23 protein-coding genes are annotated in these 20,290 nt (G+C 35.3%); 9 read left to right on the plus strand and 14 right to left on the minus strand.

The window, feature by feature from the left end; all coding sequences use genetic code 11:
- The first annotated feature begins 3 nt into the window (after positions 1-3).
- On the plus strand, positions 4-714 hold the full coding sequence (gene larD, locus IGM09_RS07620) for a D/L-lactic acid transporter LarD (RefSeq protein ID WP_002357197.1): 711 nt from the start codon (positions 4-6) through the stop codon (positions 712-714).
- 203 nt (positions 715-917) lie between these two features.
- On the opposite strand, the gene IGM09_RS07625 is transcribed toward larD, so the two are convergent.
- The 4 genes from IGM09_RS07625 to IGM09_RS07640 are packed head-to-tail and all read right to left on the minus strand — an operon-like array spanning position 918 to position 3,605.
- Entirely contained in the window at positions 918-1,787 is an 870-nt protein-coding gene (locus tag IGM09_RS07625; protein ID WP_025192021.1) for a PTS system mannose/fructose/sorbose family transporter subunit IID, read from the minus strand.
- On the minus strand, positions 1,762-2,613 hold the full coding sequence (locus tag IGM09_RS07630; protein ID WP_033625022.1) for a PTS mannose/fructose/sorbose/N-acetylgalactosamine transporter subunit IIC: 852 nt from the start codon (positions 2,611-2,613) through the stop codon (positions 1,762-1,764). The genes IGM09_RS07625 and IGM09_RS07630 overlap by 26 nt, the downstream gene beginning before the upstream one ends.
- A gap of 33 nt (positions 2,614-2,646) precedes the next feature.
- Positions 2,647-3,144, minus strand: a complete 498-nt coding sequence (locus IGM09_RS07635; RefSeq protein ID WP_002357192.1) for a PTS system mannose/fructose/N-acetylgalactosamine-transporter subunit IIB — start codon at positions 3,142-3,144, stop codon at positions 2,647-2,649.
- 14 nt (positions 3,145-3,158) lie between these two features.
- A complete protein-coding gene (locus IGM09_RS07640) occupies positions 3,159-3,605 on the minus strand; it encodes a PTS sugar transporter subunit IIA (RefSeq protein ID WP_010712575.1) in 447 nt (148 codons plus the stop codon).
- Between the two features lie 580 nt (positions 3,606-4,185).
- On the opposite strand from IGM09_RS07640, the gene IGM09_RS07645 reads away from it, so the two are divergent.
- Complete coding sequence (locus IGM09_RS07645; RefSeq protein WP_010828833.1) at positions 4,186-4,473, plus strand: hypothetical protein; 288 nt, start codon at positions 4,186-4,188, stop codon at positions 4,471-4,473.
- A gap of 245 nt (positions 4,474-4,718) precedes the next feature.
- Here IGM09_RS07645 and lacB read toward each other — a convergent pair whose 3' ends face one another.
- Both lacB and lacA read right to left on the minus strand, forming a co-directional pair.
- Entirely contained in the window at positions 4,719-5,234 is a 516-nt protein-coding gene (gene lacB / locus IGM09_RS07650; RefSeq protein ID WP_002357189.1) for a galactose-6-phosphate isomerase subunit LacB, read from the minus strand.
- A gap of 25 nt (positions 5,235-5,259) precedes the next feature.
- The gene (gene lacA / locus IGM09_RS07655) at positions 5,260-5,688 is read right to left on the minus strand and encodes a galactose-6-phosphate isomerase subunit LacA (RefSeq protein ID WP_002357188.1); all 429 of its coding nucleotides are present in this window, start codon (positions 5,686-5,688) and stop codon (positions 5,260-5,262) included.
- 222 nt (positions 5,689-5,910) lie between these two features.
- Here lacA and IGM09_RS07660 point away from each other — a divergent pair, with 222 nt between their 5' ends.
- From IGM09_RS07660 to IGM09_RS07670, 3 genes are all read left to right on the plus strand, one after another.
- Positions 5,911-6,405, plus strand: a complete 495-nt coding sequence (locus tag IGM09_RS07660; RefSeq protein WP_002357187.1) for a PTS sugar transporter subunit IIA — start codon at positions 5,911-5,913, stop codon at positions 6,403-6,405.
- Between the two features lies 1 nt (position 6,406).
- Entirely contained in the window at positions 6,407-6,709 is a 303-nt protein-coding gene (locus IGM09_RS07665; RefSeq protein ID WP_002357185.1) for a PTS fructose transporter subunit IIB, read from the plus strand.
- Between the two features lie 94 nt (positions 6,710-6,803).
- Entirely contained in the window at positions 6,804-8,207 is a 1,404-nt protein-coding gene (locus tag IGM09_RS07670) for a PTS galactitol transporter subunit IIC (protein WP_002357183.1), read from the plus strand.
- Between the two features lie 40 nt (positions 8,208-8,247).
- On the opposite strand, the gene IGM09_RS07675 is transcribed toward IGM09_RS07670, so the two are convergent.
- From IGM09_RS07675 to yqeK, 3 genes are all read right to left on the minus strand, one after another.
- Complete coding sequence (locus IGM09_RS07675; RefSeq protein ID WP_002369238.1) at positions 8,248-9,000, minus strand: DeoR/GlpR family DNA-binding transcription regulator; 753 nt, start codon at positions 8,998-9,000, stop codon at positions 8,248-8,250.
- Between the two features lie 335 nt (positions 9,001-9,335).
- Positions 9,336-10,337, minus strand: a complete 1,002-nt coding sequence (locus tag IGM09_RS07680) for a DUF4767 domain-containing protein (protein ID WP_033625024.1) — start codon at positions 10,335-10,337, stop codon at positions 9,336-9,338.
- Positions 10,338-10,427: 90 nt separating this feature from the next.
- Positions 10,428-11,006: a bis(5'-nucleosyl)-tetraphosphatase (symmetrical) YqeK gene (yqeK, locus tag IGM09_RS07685; protein WP_010713303.1), complete on the minus strand. Its 579-nt coding sequence runs from the start codon at positions 11,004-11,006 to the stop codon at positions 10,428-10,430.
- Positions 11,007-11,229: 223 nt separating this feature from the next.
- On the opposite strand from yqeK, the gene IGM09_RS07690 reads away from it, so the two are divergent.
- The gene (locus IGM09_RS07690) at positions 11,230-12,135 is read left to right on the plus strand and encodes a polysaccharide deacetylase family protein (protein WP_033625025.1); all 906 of its coding nucleotides are present in this window, start codon (positions 11,230-11,232) and stop codon (positions 12,133-12,135) included.
- A 173-nt stretch (positions 12,136-12,308) separates the two neighbouring features.
- On the opposite strand, the gene IGM09_RS07695 is transcribed toward IGM09_RS07690, so the two are convergent.
- From IGM09_RS07695 to IGM09_RS07715, 5 genes are all read right to left on the minus strand, one after another.
- A complete protein-coding gene (locus IGM09_RS07695) occupies positions 12,309-12,725 on the minus strand; it encodes a hypothetical protein (protein ID WP_010823753.1) in 417 nt (138 codons plus the stop codon).
- Positions 12,726-13,737: 1,012 nt separating this feature from the next.
- Positions 13,738-14,085, minus strand: coding sequence for a 50S ribosomal protein L19 (gene rplS / locus IGM09_RS07700; protein WP_002357176.1), 348 nt, complete (start codon positions 14,083-14,085; stop codon positions 13,738-13,740).
- A gap of 143 nt (positions 14,086-14,228) precedes the next feature.
- The gene (gene trmD, locus IGM09_RS07705) at positions 14,229-14,969 is read right to left on the minus strand and encodes a tRNA (guanosine(37)-N1)-methyltransferase TrmD (protein WP_002381776.1); all 741 of its coding nucleotides are present in this window, start codon (positions 14,967-14,969) and stop codon (positions 14,229-14,231) included.
- Complete coding sequence (rimM, locus tag IGM09_RS07710; protein WP_010713301.1) at positions 14,959-15,483, minus strand: ribosome maturation factor RimM; 525 nt, start codon at positions 15,481-15,483, stop codon at positions 14,959-14,961. The genes trmD and rimM overlap by 11 nt, the downstream gene beginning before the upstream one ends.
- Before the next feature lie 107 nt (positions 15,484-15,590).
- Positions 15,591-16,952, minus strand: coding sequence for an Nramp family divalent metal transporter (locus IGM09_RS07715; protein ID WP_002360069.1), 1,362 nt, complete (start codon positions 16,950-16,952; stop codon positions 15,591-15,593).
- Between the two features lie 196 nt (positions 16,953-17,148).
- Between IGM09_RS07715 and IGM09_RS07720 the strand changes: the two genes are divergently transcribed.
- From IGM09_RS07720 to IGM09_RS07730, 3 genes are all read left to right on the plus strand, one after another.
- Positions 17,149-17,523, plus strand: coding sequence for a VOC family protein (locus IGM09_RS07720; protein WP_002381774.1), 375 nt, complete (start codon positions 17,149-17,151; stop codon positions 17,521-17,523).
- Positions 17,524-17,744: 221 nt separating this feature from the next.
- Positions 17,745-18,353, plus strand: coding sequence for a TVP38/TMEM64 family protein (locus tag IGM09_RS07725; protein WP_002383106.1), 609 nt, complete (start codon positions 17,745-17,747; stop codon positions 18,351-18,353).
- A 100-nt stretch (positions 18,354-18,453) separates the two neighbouring features.
- Positions 18,454-20,256 carry a glycerophosphoryl diester phosphodiesterase membrane domain-containing protein gene (locus IGM09_RS07730; protein ID WP_033625027.1) on the plus strand — a complete coding sequence of 601 codons (1,803 nt, stop codon included), beginning with the start codon at positions 18,454-18,456 and terminating at the stop codon, positions 20,254-20,256.
- Positions 20,257-20,290: the final 34 nt, after the last annotated feature.

Genomic DNA, 20,290 nt, shown 5'->3' on the forward strand with positions numbered 1-20,290 from the left:
CTTATGTTTCATCATATCTTATCAGAATTTATGGGAACTGCATTAATGATCGTATTTGGGGTAGGTGTTCACTGCGACGATGTCCTAAAACGAACAAAATACGCTGGTTCTGGTCACATGTTTGCAATCACTACTTGGGCTTTTGGAATCTCTGTTGTTCTGTTCGTCTTTGGCGGAGTCTGTATTAATCCAGCAATGGCCCTCGCTCAAGCTATTTTAGGAATGATTCCATGGTCTTACTTCATTCCCTATGTCATCGCTGAAATGTTAGGCGGCATTTGTGGCGCCGTCATTGTTTATATTATGTATGCTGATCATTTCAAGCTATCCGCCGATAGTGTCGATCCAATCGCCATTCGTAATATTTTTTCTACAAATCCGAACCAACGAAATTTACCAAGAAACTATTTTGTTGAAACTTTTGCAACATTCATTTTTTTAACATCTATTTTAGCGATTGCACATTCCTACGAAACACAACTACCCATTGCTGTTGGCTTGCTTGTTTGGGCAATCGGCATGGGGCTAGGTGGTACTACAGGATTCGCAATGAATCAAGCACGTGATTTAGGTCCTCGTATCGCCTATCAACTTTTACCAATCAAAAATAAAACCAATAATGATTGGCAATATGGGTTGATTGTTCCCGGAACTGCACCGTTTTTAGGAGCCATTTTTGCGACACTTTTCGTAAAATTTTTCCTAAAATTCTAATAAACCAACTAAATTTCTAAAACAAAAAAATATATAAAATAGAAGCTAGTCTCTAAATTTCTTCTATTTTATATATTTTTATTTTAATCACAAGATTTTTTCTGTGTCTTAGAGAGTAAGAATTTAATTTATTAGCTTTTTCGTTATCGGTTTTATGCAAAAGTCAGTTTGCTCTAACAGTTAGAGTCCTTTTTGGTGATTGTTCAGTAAGTTAATCCTGGATTGAAAACACCTAATAAAACGCCACCGAGAGAAATAACAACTAAAATAAGCATCGTCCAAATAGCGGAAACATGTTTTTTTGACATCAACCACCAACAAAACAAGGTAACAAGTATCGTTAATAATCCTGGATAAATACTGTCAATTTTATCTTGCAGTTTAAGGAAAACTTTTCCGTCAGCACCTATTAATTTAAAAGAAGTAGTCACATTTACCCAAGATGCAAGGACCCCACCGACAACCATACTACCAATAACTCCGATAGCAACTCTAACAGCGGCTCCTTCTTTCCCAACTAAGAAACTTACTGCTTTATCGCCAAAATGATAGCCTCTAAAATACAAAAAGCGTTGGCCAAAATAGGAAATTAACGTCCAAACAATAATATAAAATATGGCACCAATTGGCGAACCGCCCGTGGACATTCCTAAGGAAATTCCTAACAAGATAGGAATCAAGGTACCATCAACTAATGAATCGCCAATCCCTGCAATCGGTCCCATTAATCCTGCCCTCATATCATTAATCGTTTCTCCATCAATTTCATTCTTACTTGCTCTAGCCTCTTCCATACTAGCAGTCACACCAACAATGACCGTTCCAAGCATTGGATTTGTGTTAAAAAAAGCTGTATATGCTTGAATGGCTTTCACTTGGTCTTCATGTTTCGGATAAAGTTTTTTGATAATAGGAAGCATTGAAGAAAGATAGCCGAAGGTTTGCATATGCTGTTGTGAAAAACAAGTTAACGCTCCCCAAAACCATAAATGAAAAGAATGCTTTAACGTTTTTTGGTCTAATTTATTTGCTTTCAACTCTTCCATCTCATATGTCCTCCTCTTCGTCATCATTCGTTAGATTTCCTGTTGAATCAACCAGTTTAGTATTGTTTTTAATCAAAGCAATTTTATAAAAAATTACAGCAAAAAGAAGCGCAATAATCGTTATTGAGACTAAATTGAGTTTTAATGAAGCAGCTAATGTGAACCCTACAAAAAAAGGGACAAAATCAATGTTCTTATTAACAATTTGACGTAACAAAATTGCAATTCCCACACACGGAAGCATGCCACCTACAGTAAAAAGCGTTTTCATTACAAGACCATCCATAGGTAATGCATCTCTCATTGCTGTAACAGCCGTAGCCCCAAAATAGGTTAAAATCACGGTTGGCAAAAAGGAAAAAAGTAGATGAGAAATCCACGGCCAACCAAAATTAATGGCATATAAATGATCAAGCTTGCCTTTTTTTATATCTTTCCAACCAAACGATTGCCAAACTAAATTTAACGCGGCAACAGAATAAAATAATACCGTTCCGATCGTTCCAACTAATGTGCCGACCGATTTAGCCAGGTCGGCTGCAGAGCCGCCAAGTGGATCTAACCCTTTGGTCGAAATCGCCACCATCGCCAAAGGAATCCCGATATATGAAATTGCCCGCACGTCAGCAGACACTGTTCCTCCAGGTGTGACTAAAGCAATGTAAACTAATTGCATCGCTACGCCACAAGCGATTCCTAATTTTAAATCTCCTAAAATAATGCCACAAACTAATCCGCCGACTAAAGGACGCCCAATCGTATAATTTCCCACCGCTTGTCCAGCCATACAAGAATTTGAACACAGACAAGCAAATAGGCCTAAAATAGCCGCTTGTATCCAGTTGATTGTCATAATACTACTCTCCTCTTTTCAAAACTTCTAGAATCAGTAACCAAATTTAGCTTTAAAATGCGCCCAAGAACCAATTCGTTGATCAGGTAACAAGGCAAAATCCACTTTGTAACCAGCCTTTTCAATTTCTTCAAAAGCCGCTGCTTCTTCTGCTGTAAAGGATTGGTTATCCCCTAATTTAATTGTCCCTTCGCGGTCATTTCCCGGTCCAACATTAATCATTTTTACTTCACTTGGAACAAAATGCCAATCCACCAAAATTTTTTTCATATCCAAAGGGCTCTTTGTAATCAAAAAGTATTTTGACTTAGACGCTAATACTTTATCCTTTACATCAAAAAAATGCGCCATTGTCCAAATAAAGGTTTTTTTATCTTGTGCAGCTGCTTTATATGCTTCCTTTAAAATAGGGTTACTTGCTGCTTTGTCATTCACAGCTATAATGCCATCACAAGGCATTTCTTTAGTCCAACGTAAAGTAATTAAGCCATGAATCATTCGATCATCGATTCGAACAAAAGAAATTGACATGTTCATCTTCTCCTTTAGATATCCTCTTCAGTTATATCGTTTTCAGTTACATCGTCTTCAGTTACAGTTAACTCTCTAATGCCATGACAAGCATCTGCTACTATCATTTTTTTCAAATCAGATAATTCACTAGTTTCTTTCAATAGAAGCGCATTTAAAGCCATTGGAAAATTCACTCCTCCAACAATCAGAGAATTTTCTAGCATTTTTTGCTTATCTAATACTTTACAAATAGTAGCAAGTGGACTCCCGCCTACAATATCAGCCAAAACGATTAGCCTCGTTTCCTGCGGTAATTTTTCAACTTCACAAAGAAACCGCTTACCAAAATTATCGGTAGATTCACCAGGTTGTAAGCCAAACACTCTGACTGTCTCTATATCATCGCCAGCAAACATTCCTAATGAATTTTTTAATCCTCTAGCAAAATCGCCATGACTGACCAGAACTAAATAAGTCATTTCCTCTCTCCTTTCTTAACATTTCCACTTCAAAATTTTTTAAATCACCTCTTTTTAAGAGTCCATAATACAACTTTTATAAAATGAAAATATTTGCTTCGTTCGCCTCACACTCCTTTGATAGCATGAATGTTTAACAACAGTACCTTTCTAAAATTAAAGTCATTCACTAAAAAAGTTCTAATGAATTTGGCTGTTGTAGCTTGATGACAAGGAACAATGACTTTCTTTATCCATAAAAACATTTAGTTGATTACGCTTAAAAAAATAAATAATATAGCAATTCCCAAAAAAGTTGCTTTTGAATAGTCCCTTTTCTAAATTTATTGATTCATTTTTTCAACTATTAGGTTAGCAAAGTCCCAACACACATTCCACCCACAATAGGTGTACATAGTTGTACATTATTCGGAGTTAATCAACTCATTTAAGCTATGGTAAAATAACTATATATCACTCCAATTTTCTAATTATATAGGTCATTCCAGGTCATCCTCTTTTGGATACAACAAAATGAACTTATATCGAATCTATGGTTTTATGCTCTTGATAAATTAAAAAGTAAAGTAGGGATATTTATATGTCAGTAAAAGAAAAAACGATGAAATATGGATTGGTAGGCCTCTTTTTGGGGATATTGTTATTAGCTCATCTAGATTTATTAGCTGAAAATCTTAGTTATCTTCTCTTAGGATTATTACTTTTACTTGTTGCATATCTAATCTTGGTAAAAAAATTGTATTTTTTCTCAAACTTGATTCCTAAAAATACTACTGATATAAATTTAGGTAAAAAATATGGTACGGCTTCTGGCATCGGCAGTTTAGTTATCGGGATTATTTTAATAATTCTGGGACTATTTTTATAGAAAAATAATTACTAAAATAAAACAAGCAGCGAAACCATAAAAAGTACACGAGTTCTTTTCTCGTGTACTTTTTATGGTTACCTGTATAGCCTTCAATTTGTTCCTTTGTTACTTCTTTTTCTTAATAATGCTCTTTACAGTGCCACATTAAAACAGCAATAAAAATTACTGAAGGGGAATTTAACTCAAATACCAATGATTATTATTTAAGACCGCTTTCTCAAATAACCCTCATTGATTACGTACTAATCGTGATAGACTCCTCGTTGCCATTTATCTAAAAATTCATCGAAAAAGTGCGCATCTTGTTGTTCTGGATGTTGTTTTTCAACTTGATTAATTTTTTCAATTAGTTGTTCGTTGTCTTCTGTTGGATGATAGTGTGCTTCAATAAAGGCAGCAGCGATATCACAGATCAAGAATTCTCCTGTTATTTTCCCACCGAAACCAATAACATTTGCGTTCAATTCCTCTTTCGCATACAACGCTGTAGTCATATCGCGAACTAAAGCAGAACGGATACCCGGCACTTTGTTAACCGCATTGTTAATTCCAACGCCTGTTCCGCAAATACATATACCCAAATCAGCCTGATTGCTCATTACGGCTTCTCCCACTTTTTTTCCGAAAATAGGATAGTGAGTTCGAGTAAAATCATACGTGCCTACATCTAAAATTTCATATCCCTTTGCTTTCAAAAAATCAGAAACTGCTATTTTGGTATCCGTCACAATATGATCACAACCAATGGCAATTCTCATAAAAACGCTTCCTTTCTATTATTTGTTAAGCCATTTTATTTAACATATCTACACGTATTTGATGACGCCCGCCTGCATAATGACCTGTTAAGAATTCTTTTATTATGTTTTTGGCTAGTTCCGTTCCAACAATTTTTGCGCCCACCGTGATCATCCGAGCATTGTTGTGTTCTCGCGCCATATATGCAGAACGCTCATCTGACAATTCAGCGACAATCATTCCTTTAATTTTAGCAGCAGTCATAAAACTACCTGCCCCATAACCATCAAAAACGATTCCTAAACTTTCAGTATCCTTTAAAACTTCATGAGCAACAGCAAGCGTTGCTTCTATAAAGTCTTCCGAAGCACTTTCACTTTTATCGATTACCTCAACTTTTTCTTGCAATAAGTATTGTTTCATTTCTGCTTTTAATTTTATTCCATCTAAATCTGAACCAAGTATGACACGCATTTTGTTTTCCTCCTTACCTCGTGTATCTACTATTAAAATTCTGTCCCTTTCTTTAAACTCAAATCCCCTTCTCGAAAACATAATAAAACAATATCGAACTTTATTCAACATTTATTTTCTTTTTTGTTTATTATTGTTTAATATTGTGTTGACATCTTTTTGAAAGCGTTTTATATTATACTTGTAAATAAATAATAATATATTAAAGAAACGAGGGGTTCTATGGTTATTAAAACATCGATTTTTTCATTAGATACTACCTATATTTCAAACAAAAAAACACAAGAAGAAGTTTTTGAAGAAGTTTATTTAGACTTGTTAAAAAAGAAATTAGTTACACCTGATTTTCTAACTAATTTATTGGAACGAGAACATAACTATCCGACTGGTTTAAGTTTAACACCGATTGATCCTGCACTACCGAATATCGCCATTCCGCATACCGAAAGTACCTTTGTACGGACGACAAGAATTATCCCGATTAAATTGAAACAATCCTTATCATTTCATAACATGATTATCCCAGATGAAACGCTCTCTGTTTCCTTTCTTTTCATGATTTTAAATGAAAACGGTATTGAACAAACGGGTCTTTTAGCGACTATCATGGATTTTATTAACACGACAGACCGTTCATCACTATTGGCTTTTTTTCAATGTGAAGATAAAGAAGAAGTTTATCGTTTTTTACAAAAAAATTTTAAAGGAGAGATTTAACATGATTAAAATTTTAGCTGCATGTGGGGCTGGGGTAAACTCTAGCCATCAAATCAAATCTGCATTAGAAACAGAATTATCTAAAAGAGGCTACCAAGTTTCTTGCGATGCCGTAATGATTAAAGATATCAATCAAGAGATGCTATCCCATTATGATATTTTCGCCCAAATCGCCAAAACAGATTTAGGTTTCCCAATCACGATTCCTGTAGTTGATGCAGGCGCAATTCTTTATCGAATTCCAGCAATGGCTGAACCTGTTTATCAACAAATGGAAAGTATCATTCACTCTTTAAACAAATGATTTCCTTTTTAGACTAATTACTTACGCTTCATTGTCAACAATAACAAAACTAAGATAAAAATTTTGTTATCTTAGCTTATGAAGGAGAAAATAAATGAATACGATTATTGACCTAGCAAATACAATTTTTAAACCTTTAATTGATTTAGGTGCTGCTCCTTTAATGACTATTGTTTTAACACTGATTGCCCTTTGTTTTAAGGTAAAACCCACTCGCGCATTAGAAGGTGGTCTTAAACTAGGAATTGCTTTAACTGGTATCAGTGCTATTATAGGAATTTTAACTACTGCTTTCTCAGATGCAATGGCCTCTTTCGTAGAACGTACAGGAATTTCTTTAAATATTACCGATGTTGGTTGGGCACCTTTGGCCACCATCACTTGGGGATCTCCTTACACCCTTTACTTTCTTTTAATTATGGTGATTGTCAATGTCATTATGTTAATTCTAAATAAAACGAACACATTAGATGTGGATATTTTCGACATTTGGCATCTATCGATTGTTGGTTTATTTGCTATTTTTTGTGGCGCAAACTTAATAATTGCAACAATCTTAGTTATTTTCATAGGTGTTTTAAAAATTATCAATTCTGACTTAATGAAACCAACGTTTAACGATTTACTTAACGCCCCAGATACCAATCCTATGACTACCACGCATATGAACTATATGATGAACCCAATCATTATGGTTTTTGATAAAATTTTTGATAAGCTTTTTCCTTGGTTAGACAAATACGATTTTGACGCTGCCAAATTGAATAGTAAAATTGGCTTTTGGGGATCAAAATTTGCCATCGGGATTTACTTAGGGATTTTTGTGGGTCTTTTAGCTGGCCAAACACCCACGCAAATTTTTTCTCTATCCTTTACGGCTGCAGTCTGTTTGGAACTATTCTCTTTAATTGGAACTTGGTTTATCGCTGCAGTTGAGCCTTTATCACAAGGTATCACTGATTTTGCTTCGAATAAATTAAAAGGGCGTACACTTAATATTGGTTTAGATTGGCCTTTCTTAGCTGGTCGTGCTGAAATCTGGGCAGCAGCTAACGTATTGGCTCCAATTATGCTATTAGAAGCCATTGTCCTACCTGGCAATAAACTTTTACCACTTGGCGGAATTATTGCAATGGGTGTAACCCCTGCTCTACTAGTAGTAACAAGAGGTAAACTCATCCGAATGATTATCATTGGAGCAATCGAATTACCTTTGTTCTTATGGTCTGGTACCCTAATTGCACCGTTCGTTACCGAAACCGCAAAAAAAGTTGGCGCTTTCCCAGCGGGTCTAAATAATAATACTTTAATTTCACATACTACCATGGAAGGGCCAATGGAAAAATTCTTAGGATACTTAGTCGGCAATGCATCACAAGGTCAACTCGAATTTATTTTATACGCATGTCTGGCGCTAGTCGCCTATCTACTGATTTTCATTTGGTATGCAAAACAAATGAAGAAGCGAAATATTATTTATGCTCAAAAAGCTCAATAAGGGGAACTAAAAAGAAGAGGTGCATCTGCACCTCTTCTTTTTAGTAGATCACCCTGACAACTTTTTCCAATACTTTAGATGTGTCAAATTTATCTTTATTTGTAACTACCGCTGTCACTTCTTCTAATTGATAAAAAGAATAAAAATCCTGTTTCTCTACTTTAGAAGTATCCATTAATAAATATTTTTCTATTGAGTTATCTAATGCAATTGCTTGTGTTTGTCCTTCTTCAATAGTGGCTGTCATAATTTTATTATCTTTTAACGCATTGCAACTAAAAAATGCTTTATGGAAATGCATTTCTTCTAATGCTTTATTAGCGATTTCACCAAAAAAAGATTTAGTTAAAAGTCGCATTTCTCCACCAACCAAATAAATGGTCAACGCATTCTTTTTTTTACTTAACGTTTCAAACACAGGCAAACAGTTTGTTACTACTCTTAAATGTTTAAATTCCATTGCCTCGGCCAAAAGTTCAATAGTTGTTCCTGGTCCTAGGAAGATAGTTTCTTCTTCGTGAATTAAACTTAATGCTTTTTGGACAATTTCTTTTTTTTCAACACTATTAATAATTTGTTTATCAGCATGAGACAATTCATGTGGACGATATGTATTTAAACTGCTAGCTCCTCCATGTACTCGTTTTAAACGCCCCGCTGCTTCTAATTCTGTCAAATCTCTACGAACAGTCATATCCGAAACATTTAATCGTTCCATAATTTCAGTAACTTTGATTGCCCCTTTTTGATCTACTAGAGAGACTATCGCATTTAATCTTTCTTCTTTTAGCATTTTCATCGCTCCATTGTTAGTATATCTTTTATTCTACGATAAAATACTTACTATGAATACTAAAACATTTCTCCATTTATTTTAACATGAACGACGATTTTTAAAAAATTGACGATTTAGCCTATCTTTATATAAACAGATATCACTCCAACGATTGATTTAGATCTATTTGAGCCTAGTCAAATAGAGATCTAGCATAAAAACTTCCCAGAAAAACATCCCCTACTCTGAGCACCTCTATCCAAAAAAATAGCACATAGGCAAAGACAGGTTACTTATAAAAAGGTAAGCAACCCGCCTTTGCCTATGTTTAAGTAAACGATGTATTTCCCCTATTACTGATTCAAAGTCCTTAAAACTTTATAATCACTGTTTTTCACGAGTAAAACGCTACTTGGGTTATCGGGATAAGCGGCATTACCATCAAATGATACAACAACAGTATTCGTACCAACTTTCGTGAATTGTGTGTATGAGCCCCCAGCACCGCCCACGTTGGCAAAATGTAATGTCAAAGTGTCGCCTTTTGTTTCTACCTCGCGCCAATTTGCCCGCTGATAGTTATGCCAGTCAATTTGAGTTGAAATTTCGTTTGCCGTGTTTTTATACATTCCTTCATAAAAATCAATCGCTTCCTCTTTTGAAGACCACGGATTGACTGAAATATTTGGGATTTGTTCTTTAGTAATTGACGGGGCACCTACAATTTTTTCAAAGCCAGCCCTCAACTCTGCATTATCTGTTGCTCCAAAATACAGATAGCCATAAGGATCTCCTTGATTTTGCATCGTCACTAAAACTAAGGGCTGATTGTTAACGATGGTGAATAAATACAAATGCTTTTGCATTTCTGGTTGCGTTTCTGCATCAGAGTAAACAGCAACTAACGCATATCCATCCTTCACTTGTCCATTTTCAGACCATTCTAAATAAATAGGATGCTGACCAATCGCTGGCTGCATAGTAACATTTCCTACTAGACCATCAGGCGCTTGGACGCCATTAAAATTGATTGAATTTCCTGGTGTATATTCTTTATACGTTTGGTTCATCCGTTGCCCCCAATCAGCCATAAATTGTTGTAACTGTGCTTTTTTTTGCACAGACCACAACTGATTTCCAGTTTTAGTAGAAACAGAAGAATTACTTTGAGTTGTACTAGATTTTGACTCCGTGCTCATTTGACTCGCTTGGCTACTGTTAACGGTAGCAGGTGCTTTCATTTCTGATGTTGCTGTCGGCTTGCTTGATTTGCTTGCAGTGCTATCGCCACTTTTGTTGGAAGAACATCCTGATAAAATACTCAATAAAAGACCTATCAAGATTATTTTTTTCATTGGGAATCCCTTCTTTCTGACAAGAATACTGTACTACTTTCCCCCTTTTCTCACCAGCAAAACTCGACTAAAAACGGCTATGTTTATTTGTTATTTAATTGTCAAATTAAGTTGATTGTAAGCATCCCATAACCAAGGATGCACAACTTTAATATCGTGTTTCAAAATATAATCGATATAGAAATATGCGGCATTTTCTAAAGAACAATTTAAAGCTTGTAATAAACCATCTAAGTATGGTGGTTTACCTTCTTGATCCCACTTTATTTTATCAGCGACAAACAAAACTAAATCTATGTCCGAATAGTTTTTCTTCAATGTTGTATGGCATTCAATAGCTGATAAAATTTCATTGTCTTCAATACCAAAATCCATTTTCGCAATAGACTTAGAAATTTTTTGATGAATTATCATTGGAAAGGCCATTTCTGCTTCGTTTAATTCAATCCCATATTTTTGTGCGACACTAATTCTCTGATTATTTGGATAAACCGCAGAGATATCGTGTAAATATCCTGCAATACTTACTTTTTCTGGACTAGTTAAATATTTTTCACCAAGTTGATAGGCATACTCTCCAACTTCCATACAATGATAATACGTCTTCTCACAGTTTTTACTCACTAAATATTGTTTAATTTCATTTTTCAACACCTGTTGATGATCCATTTCCACAGTCCTTTCTCATTCCGATTACTCTTCTAGATAAATAAATTATACTCCTTTCATCCTCTAGCAACCTTTTATTTTTTATTAAATAAACAACTAACTAAATTGAAAAAATTGAAACTTTTTGGTCCTCAAATTCGTCTATAACTAATAGGACGTTCAATTTTGTATAACGTGGAGGTGTATTTTTTGACTTTTTCATTAACCAAAGAGGAGTGAAAGTATGCGACATAAGAAAAGGAAATTCAAAATAAACGGGTATGTATTATTTAGTGCGTTAATCCTCATTGTTCTTGTTTTCATTCAAACGTTCCTTTTAACTCAACCCAAGATAACAAGTAAAAATGATGATACTGTACAGACATTGACTAAAAATTCAACTGCAAAAAAAGATTCCCCGACCAAGTTAGAAAAGGAATCAACACACATGACTATTTCATCAAAAAAATATGCTTACTCAGCAGACAAAATCAGAAAATATATAACTGGAGAAGAACCTTACAAAGGTGAAAAATTAGTATTCTTAACCTTTGATGATGGCGTTAATAATCAAATAACCCCACAAGTCCTAGATGCATTAAAAAAGTATAACGTCCACGCAACTTTTTTTCTTGTAGGAAATACCCTAACTTCCGAAAATCAAAAGATAGTGAAACGCGAAGTTGCAGAAGGGCATTCAATAGGCTTTCATAGTTCAACTCATGATTATGCAACGTTATATCCAAACGGGATTGTCAACACTGAAGAAATACAAGCGGAAATAGCAACCATGGAGAACTCTCTAAAAAAAATACTGGGCGAAACATTTCAAACAACTCTCTGGCGATACCCAGGAGGTCATATGTCATGGGGAGGTACAGAAAAATCTGATGAATTATTCAAACAACTTGGCATCCATTGGATTGACTGGAATGCGATGGTTGGGGATGCGGAGCCGTTAGACAGACAGCCTACTACAGTCGCAGAAATGCTCGCTTTCCATCAACATTCACTTGAGGTTTATCCGGATTATAATATTAGAGTAGTCTTAATGCATGATTCAGTAGATAAGGAATTAACAAAACAAGCATTGCCACAATTAATAGAGTTTTATCAAGCAAATGGTTATCAATTTGGTGTCTTATATTAGAGCAACTAGGAGCACTAAAGAAAGCATTTCTGGTCTTAGTCAATGTTGATTTTTTGTTTAATTACACAAAAACGTCTCTATACTTTCTGATGTTGGTAAAAAAACTAACATCAGAAAGTATAGAGACGAAAAAAATAAAAATTTTTAGCCTTCTTTTTTATGACTTAACTATCCTATTTACCACCAAAATCACCATACACATTACCTTCTGCATCAGATATACGTTTACCTTCATCAACTTTTTTAAACTCTATTTTTTTCGTTTTTTTGTCCAATTGACCTGTAATTTCATAGCTCTCTTTATTTTCTTGTATTTTAATATTTTTATATACCTTTTTTTCTGTTCTACTTGTTTTTTTTGTATCTTCATTATTGGGATTAACTAAATATTCTTTTTCAAGCGTCATGGTTTTATCCTTGTTGAAAAAAATTGAACCTTTCGTTAGGTCTTCTTCCTTTTCAATAATCGTGGTGAGTATTAAAGGAAACGAACTGGCATTCAAAAGATTGCCGTTTTCTTTTTTGTTATTACTACAACCTACCAAAAACATGAAAAAAATAATACAACTAAAATACCCGATTTTTTTCATGATTACTCCCTCCTATTACATAAAGTTAGAATAGCTATTGTTCATTAATATCGACAATTCTTTGCGCCGGGCTTGAACCATTGGTAACGTAGCCTCCATAAGTACAGATATATCCTCTTATGTTTGGATCTTCTCCGTAGTCTTGCCAACGTTGAAGTTTTAGATTTCCTCTAAATTGACCATCATCATACCAATAGTCATTAGGTATACTTGCACCTTTTCTTATTGTAATGGTTTGGTAAATAAACTTAGTCGTTGTCCTACTTAAAGAATAATTTGTATCAGAAATGAATTATCTCTTGGATCATAAGGTGGCACTTTTTCAAACTCAGGAAGTTTTCTCTGTATTTGTACTTCAGGAGTATTCGCAAAGTAATCTACTATCTTGACAGTTATTAAAAGAATCACTACCCTCAAAACTATAGCAAACATAAAAATTATTCCATTCTAATTCTTCCATAATTATCATGTCCTTTTACAATTAATATACTTATTTTATCGTATATATTTTAAAAGGAAAAGAACACTATTTAAATAGCAAACGATTCTTAATTAAGTTTACTACTATTTTCTTGTATTCTTATAGCACCAACAGTCCTGCTATTTATTGGTTACTTGCTAAAATACTTATCTGTGCTCTTTGTATTTATTTCTTTTTGATTGAATATAAAAAACAAAAATCCTGTAACTATGGCCCTGAATAATTGATTTGCCAATACTATCACCCCATTCTGTTTCTTCTCCAATTTCAACTGATATTGACAAACTAACGTAGTTTTTGTTTCTTGATCCAAGCACTTAACTGAAATTTTGGTTTTCAGTACTCCCTCTTTTTATCTTTCTAAATTTCCTCACACCTTCAATTTTCAAAAGATTTCTGAATCATTGTCCAAAAACCTAATTTTCACACTTATGTGACTTCAAAATAAAGTCAAAGTGATTTTCCACTTAATTACACACAAAAACACCCTCTTGCTCAGCAAGAGGGTGTTCGTTTGTCGAATAGTAAAGATTAACGACGGATTTCTTTGATACGAGCTGCTTTTCCGTGTAATGCGCGTAAGTAGTAAAGTTTTGCACGACGTACTTTACCGTAGCGAACCACTTCAATTTGAGCAACACGTGGTGTGTGTAATGGGAATGTACGTTCCACACCAACACCATTTGAAACTTTACGTACTGTATAAGTTTCGCTGATTCCAGCACCACGGCGTTTAATTACAACACCTTCGAATAACTGGATACGTTCACGAGTACCTTCGACTACTTTCGCATGAACGCGAACAGTGTCACCAGGGCGGAACGCAGGAATATCCGTACGTAATTGTTCTTGTGTTAATTCTTGAATTAATGGATTCATTTTATCCTTCTCCTTATTCCCAAATATTCTTATGGTCACTTCTGCCACAGCGGAATATTGTAATAGTTAGAGCGCATTGCACTCACCAAATTAGTTTACCACAGACAAAATAAGCTGTAAAGAGAATTTTCTTGAAAGTTCCCTTATTTTTGCTCTTCTTGTTTAATTTCTTCTAATAACTTCAACATTTCAGGCGTCATTTCTACTGATTCCAACATGTCAGGTCGACGCAAAAAGGTCCGTCGTAATGATTCTTTTAGTTGCCATTCTGCAATTAATTTATGGTTACCATTCGTTAGCACGGCAGGGACTTCCATATCATTGAAAATAGCAGGTCTGGTATATTGTGGATGCTCTAATAGGCCAGTGGAATGTGAATCCGTCTGTGCAGAAAGATTGTTACCTAAGACATCAGGTAATAAACGGACTGTCGCATCAATCATGACCATTGCGCCTAATTCGCCCCCTGTTAAAACGTAGTCCCCCAATGAAACTTCATCTGTGACCATCGTGCGAATTCGCTCATCATAGCCTTCATAATGTCCACAAATAAAAACTAAATGTTCTTCTTGTGAAAATTCCTCGGCCATTTTTTGATTAAACGGTTTTCCTGCTGGATCTAATAAGATGACCCGTTTTGGTTGCTGGTTTGTCTCTTCTTCAATTGCTTTTAGGTTATCATAGATCGGTTGTACTTTTAAAAGCATCCCCGCGCCACCACCATACGGATAATCATCGACCGTTTGGTGTTTGTTATCTGAAAAATCGCGAAAATTAGAGACATTCAATTCTAATAACTGCTTTTCCCGAGCTTTCCCAATAATTGATTCCCCCATTGGTCCTTCAAACATTCTAGGAAAAAGAGTTAATACATCAATTCTCATCGTCAATCAATCCTTCTGGAATGTCCACATCAATCCGTTGATTTTCGACATCGACTTTTGTAACAACGCCTTCAATATACGGTAAAAGTAAATCTTTTTTCTTTGGTCGTTGGACGACCCACACATCATTCGCACCAGGAGATAAAATTTCTTTAATTTTTCCCAGATCACTACCGGTTTCATCATAAACAGTGGCACCAATGATTTGGTGATAATAAAATTCGTCCTCTGCCAATTCAGCGAGATTGTCTTTTGCAACTTTTAAAATACCGTCACGATATTTTTCAACATCGTTGATATTTGGATGTCCTTCAAAGCTTAAAATGTCAAAATTCTTATGCTTGCGGTGGGACTTCACGACCAATTCAATTGGTGCTTTTTTCTCTTGAAATAGCAGTAACGTTGCCCCTTTTTGATAACGTTCTTCTGGAAAATCCGTTTTCGAAATGACCCGAACTTCTCCTTTGATTCCTTGTGTGTTCACAATTTTTCCTACATTTAAATAATCTGTCACGTGAAAGCCTCTCTTCCTTGTATTTCATCTTTCCTATTCTACCATTTCTTACGCGCAAATTCTATGAAAAAACAAAGGCCAACTTTTCCAGTCAGCCTTTGTTTTTATTAATTCGTTAAACCAGTTAATGTGCCATAAATTAAAAATAAATTCAATAACGTCAAGGCAATTGCAATAATCCAAGCTAAAAATTTCACCCACGCTGGATTCGCAAATTGGCCCATTAATTTTTTATCACTTGTATACATCGTTAAAGGAATAATCGACACTGGCAAAGCAATACTTAGGAAAACTTGCGTATAAAGCAACAAGTCTTCAACAGCCGTTTCGCTACCGCCATAAATAATGACACAGATAATGACTGGCACAATTGCTAACAAACGAGTTAACACTCGTCTTGCCCACAACGGCATTTTTAAATGGATAAAGCCTTCCATTACAATTTGTCCTGACAGCGTACCTGTAATCGTTGAATTTTGACCCGAAGCCAGTAAAGCAATTGCAAAAAGAATACTTAACACTGGGCTAGCAATATTACCAACAATATCTGGATTTTTCAGAGCATCAAATAAATCAACAAATTTACCTAATTCACTGTTGGTTCCATAAAATAATGCTCCTCCTAAAATTAACAACAAACAATTTACGACAAAAGCGACAGTTAATTGAATATTTGAATCCCAAGTAGTGAAACGAATTGCTTTGGCTTTCTCAGCATCATCGTTACGATCAAATTTCCGAGCTTGCGCAATGGAAGAATGCAAATATAAGTTATGAGGCATGACTGTCGCTCCAACGATTCCCAAGGCTAAAAATAACATGGATTTATCTGTCGCTATTTTTGTGTCTGGAATAAAACCTCGTAATACTTCACCAACATTTGGATCTGCTAATGCCACTTCATAAGCAAAAACAAAAAAGATGACTGCAATTAAACAAGAAACAATTGCTTCGATTTTGCGAAAGCCTAACTTTGTCAGTAGCAAAAGTAATAAAACATCAAACGTTGTTATCAACACACCAATTAATAATGGAAAACCAAATAATAATTGCAAAGCAACGGCACCACCAATTACCTCAGCGATATCTGTTGCCATTATGGCTAACTCCGTCACCACCCACAAGGCAACGCCCGTTCGTTTACTTGTATGCTCTCTAGTCGCTTGAGCTAAATCCATTCCTGTCACGATTCCTAAGCGTGCAGCCATACTTTGTAGTAACATGGCAACTAAACTAGAAAGTAAAATCACACTAAGTAACGTGTACTTATATTCCGCTCCGCCAGCAATTGACGTAATCCAATTTCCTGGATCCATATAACCAACAGCCACTAAAGCGCCAGGTCCGCTATAGGCTAACAAAGTTCGCCAAAAGCTTGCGTTTTTAGGTACCTCGACGGTATTATTTATCTCTTCTAAACTAGGTCCATTTGCATAATTAAGCATTTTTTCCGTTTTCTTTTCTTTCATCCAACATCCCTCAATCTATCTTGTTCACACATTTCACTTTTAGGTACACCTAAAACTAGTTAACATAATTATAGTCTTCTTATTCTTCGTTGTAAACTGTTACATTCTAATTTTTTAAGCACTTTCGCTATAAATCGTTTGGTTTTTACCAAAAAATCCCTTACACTTATTTTATCATAGATCGGAGGTTATGAGGATGAAGTTAGATATGGTCGGTATTATCGTCAACGATATGACACAAGCACTCTCTTTTTACCAAACGCTAGGTTTTAACGTGCTGGGAGAAGCTTCGCCCGATTACACAGAATTACAAAACAATGGCGTCAGGATTTCTTTAAATTCACTACAAATGATTACTGGTGTCTATGGGTTTGCGCCTAGCCAGCAAGGCGATAAAATCGAACTTGCTTTTCTTTGTGAAACGGCCGCAGAAGTTGATAACACCGTGAAAAAAATGAGCCAAGCTGGTTACATTGTTTTTAAAGAACCTTGGAATGCACCTTGGGGCCAACGATACGCAATCATTAAAGACGTGGATGCAAATTTAATTTCACTCTTTGCCCCTCTATAATATTACTAAAAAATGCGCCACTTTCGTTTCTTTTACTCTCTTTCGAAAGATCAGTGCAGAATGGGTCTTAAGTAGGATGTCTTTTCTGTCTCTTTTTTTGTATAATAAACTTATCAAATGATGTGTATCTTACAACTTTGTTCGTTTGAAGAAAGAACAAACGATGTTTTTTATTGATAAAAAGTTATATACTAAAAGTACGATGAGTATAACTAAAGGAGATGAGAAATGTGAGTGTTACCCTATCTAGAAAAATTGTTAATATTATTTCCATTTTGGGCATTGTTGCAACCATAATTGCAACCATCTATTTTATCCGATTAGGTGTCTTCAAGGACATCAATGCACTAAGAGGACTAGTAGGGCAATCTGTCATTCTCGGTCCGATTATTTTCATGTTAATTCAGATTATTCAAGTGGTTATTCCGATTATTCCTGGTGGTGTTAGCTGTGCTGCAGGGGTCTTGATTTTCGGACCAACAATGGGCTTCGTCTATAATTACGTTGGTATTGCACTTGGCTCTATTATCATTTTCTTATTAGGTCGTAATTATGGGAAGCCATTCATTATGAGCCTTGTCAGTGATAAAACATATAACAAGTATATCGGTTGGTTAGACAATGAAAAACGTTTTGAACGATTGTTTGCTTTAGCAATTTTCTTCCCGATTGCACCGGATGATGCGCTTTGTTTAATGGCCGGTTTAACAAAAATGTCTGTGAAAAAATTTACTCTGATTATTTTATTAGCAAAACCTGCTTCTATCTATTTATATAGTCTTGCGTTAATTTATGGCGGTACATTTTTAACTAGCTTACTGGGAATGTAAAATAAATAAAAAAGCGAACGGACTAAATCAAAACTCTGCCTGTGTCAGTTTGATTTAGTCCTTTTATTATGGAATTTTGGTAGAAACTGGGGGACTTTTGATGTTTAGTTATTTTAAAAATAGTATTGTGAATACGCTAGATTTTCTTAAAGGGACAACGGCGTATTTTCGCGATGTGCTCTTGATGCACGGATTTATGTTATTCGTTCTATTGCCTTTATTGACAAGTTTGTCCAAATTGGTACTCAAAGAAGGTGGGATTGATTATATTTCCTACGATAACTTAGGGGCAATTGCTACGCAACATCCCTATGTCCTTTTGACTTTTCTACTAATTGGGCTGTTAATTTTACTGGCGCTCTTTTTTGAATTTACCTTTTTATTGCTTAGTGTTTATTTTATTAAGAAAAAGCAACCAATTACTCTAACGCAATTATTGCACGGCACCTTGCTTCAGATCAAAAAAGTTCGAGGAATTACCTTTCTGTTTTTCCTGGCATATTTCTTTTTGATTTTACCATTAAGTGGGTTAACCTTCCGCTCTTATTTATTAACAAGAGTTAAGATTCCAGCCTTTATCTTAGATTTTATTTTTGCAAATCGCGTCATTATTATTATTGGTTTCGTATTGTTAGAACTGATTATCTTATATTTAGCGATTCGACTTGCTTTTGCCCTTCCAGAGTTGATTTTACGTGATGTTGGTTTTCGTGAGTCTTTAAAACGTAGTTGGCAAATTACAAAGCGACGCTTTTTCCAGATTTTAGGACAATTTATTATCATTGGTGGAACTGTTTTAGGGATTTTTACGGCTGGCTATTTCTTGATATTTTTAGGTCAAACCGCCGTCGAAACGTTTAAACCTGAGTGGTCTTTACCTAGCGCTGTCATCGCTATGACACTCCTTCAGGTTATGATGCTCTTAAACTTGGTGTTGTCTAGTGTTGCTATTTTTTACATTATTGTTGATGATATGGAAGATGAAGGGATTTTGCCTGACACGCCAGAATGGTTCACCCCGAAATCAGAGGTTCGGGTAGAATGGACCACCTTCAGAGTCGTTCTTTTTTGTTTGATTGCAATCATCTTCGGAATTGGTGTAGGCACCTATAATACGAATTACCTAAGTCATACACCTGACCGAAAACCGGTTACCATCTCCCATCGTGGTGTTAATGGTAACAATGGCGTTCAAAACACCTTGGACTCTTTAATCGAGACCAATAAGGCAAAACCTGATTATGTTGAAATGGATATTCAAGAAACCAAAGACCATCAATTTATTGTCATGCACGATTTTAATTTACGGGCGTTAACGGGCGTTAATAAACGACCGAATCAATTAACACTTAAAGAATTAACGAATATGAATGTCATAGAAAGTGGTCAAACTGCTAAAATGGTTTCTTTCGATGATTATTTAGCCAAAGCCAATCAATTAAAACAACGTTTATTAATTGAAATCAAAACCACGCCTCAAGATAGCCCTGATTTAGTACAGCGCTTTGTCAAACAATACCGTGAAAATATTTTAGAAAACGGCCATATCCTTCATACCTTAACCTATGATACGGCGATGGCCTTAAAGAAAGAAGAACCACGCTTTTATGTAGGCTACGTTATTCCTTTCAACATTGTGGGACCGCCTAAAATGCCAGTTGACTTTTTTACTATGGAATACAGTACAATGAATCGTAACTTTGTAAATGCCGCTCATCATGATGGGAAAAAGGTTTATGCTTGGACAGCAAATGATGAAGATGTTATGACACGAATGATTTTTTATGGCGTCGATGGCATCATTACCGATCAGCTCAGTCTACTGAACGAAACAATGAAAACCGATTTAGAAAATCCAACATACTCCGATAAACTGTTGAATTTCGCTATTGGAATGGGTTAAAAAAAGAGCCAATCTGCTGAGCAGATTGGCTCTT

It is taken from the genome of Enterococcus sp. DIV0167 (assembly GCF_050541555.1).
GTDB lineage: Bacteria > Bacillota > Bacilli > Lactobacillales > Enterococcaceae > Enterococcus > Enterococcus faecalis.

Coding starts and splice junctions, on each gene's coding strand:
- IGM09_RS07680 (WP_033625024.1), bottom strand. CDS start 10,337: ATGAAAAAAATAATCTTGATAGGTCTTTTATTGAGTATTTTATCAGGA.
- larD (WP_002357197.1), top strand. CDS start 4: ATGTTTCATCATATCTTATCAGAATTTATGGGAACTGCATTAATGATC.
- yqeK (WP_010713303.1), bottom strand. CDS start 11,006: ATGGATCATCAACAGGTGTTGAAAAATGAAATTAAACAATATTTAGTG.
- IGM09_RS07725 (WP_002383106.1), top strand. CDS start 17,745: ATGAGAAATGTGAGTGTTACCCTATCTAGAAAAATTGTTAATATTATT.
- IGM09_RS07630 (WP_033625022.1), bottom strand. CDS start 2,613: ATGACAATCAACTGGATACAAGCGGCTATTTTAGGCCTATTTGCTTGT.
- IGM09_RS07690 (WP_033625025.1), top strand. CDS start 11,230: ATGCGACATAAGAAAAGGAAATTCAAAATAAACGGGTATGTATTATTT.
- lacB (WP_002357189.1), bottom strand. CDS start 5,234: ATGAGAATTGCCATTGGTTGTGATCATATTGTGACGGATACCAAAATA.
- rplS (WP_002357176.1), bottom strand. CDS start 14,085: ATGAATCCATTAATTCAAGAATTAACACAAGAACAATTACGTACGGAT.
- IGM09_RS07670 (WP_002357183.1), top strand. CDS start 6,804: ATGAATACGATTATTGACCTAGCAAATACAATTTTTAAACCTTTAATT.
- IGM09_RS07720 (WP_002381774.1), top strand. CDS start 17,149: ATGAAGTTAGATATGGTCGGTATTATCGTCAACGATATGACACAAGCA.
- IGM09_RS07625 (WP_025192021.1), bottom strand. CDS start 1,787: ATGATGACGAAGAGGAGGACATATGAGATGGAAGAGTTGAAAGCAAAT.
- IGM09_RS07645 (WP_010828833.1), top strand. CDS start 4,186: ATGTCAGTAAAAGAAAAAACGATGAAATATGGATTGGTAGGCCTCTTT.
- IGM09_RS07675 (WP_002369238.1), bottom strand. CDS start 9,000: ATGCTAAAAGAAGAAAGATTAAATGCGATAGTCTCTCTAGTAGATCAA.
- IGM09_RS07715 (WP_002360069.1), bottom strand. CDS start 16,952: ATGAAAGAAAAGAAAACGGAAAAAATGCTTAATTATGCAAATGGACCT.
- lacA (WP_002357188.1), bottom strand. CDS start 5,688: ATGCGTGTCATACTTGGTTCAGATTTAGATGGAATAAAATTAAAAGCA.
- IGM09_RS07640 (WP_010712575.1), bottom strand. CDS start 3,605: ATGACTTATTTAGTTCTGGTCAGTCATGGCGATTTTGCTAGAGGATTA.
- trmD (WP_002381776.1), bottom strand. CDS start 14,969: ATGAGAATTGATGTATTAACTCTTTTTCCTAGAATGTTTGAAGGACCA.
- IGM09_RS07635 (WP_002357192.1), bottom strand. CDS start 3,144: ATGTCAATTTCTTTTGTTCGAATCGATGATCGAATGATTCATGGCTTA.
- IGM09_RS07695 (WP_010823753.1), bottom strand. CDS start 12,725: ATGAAAAAAATCGGGTATTTTAGTTGTATTATTTTTTTCATGTTTTTG.
- IGM09_RS07730 (WP_033625027.1), top strand. CDS start 18,454: ATGTTTAGTTATTTTAAAAATAGTATTGTGAATACGCTAGATTTTCTT.
- IGM09_RS07665 (WP_002357185.1), top strand. CDS start 6,407: ATGATTAAAATTTTAGCTGCATGTGGGGCTGGGGTAAACTCTAGCCAT.
- IGM09_RS07660 (WP_002357187.1), top strand. CDS start 5,911: ATGGTTATTAAAACATCGATTTTTTCATTAGATACTACCTATATTTCA.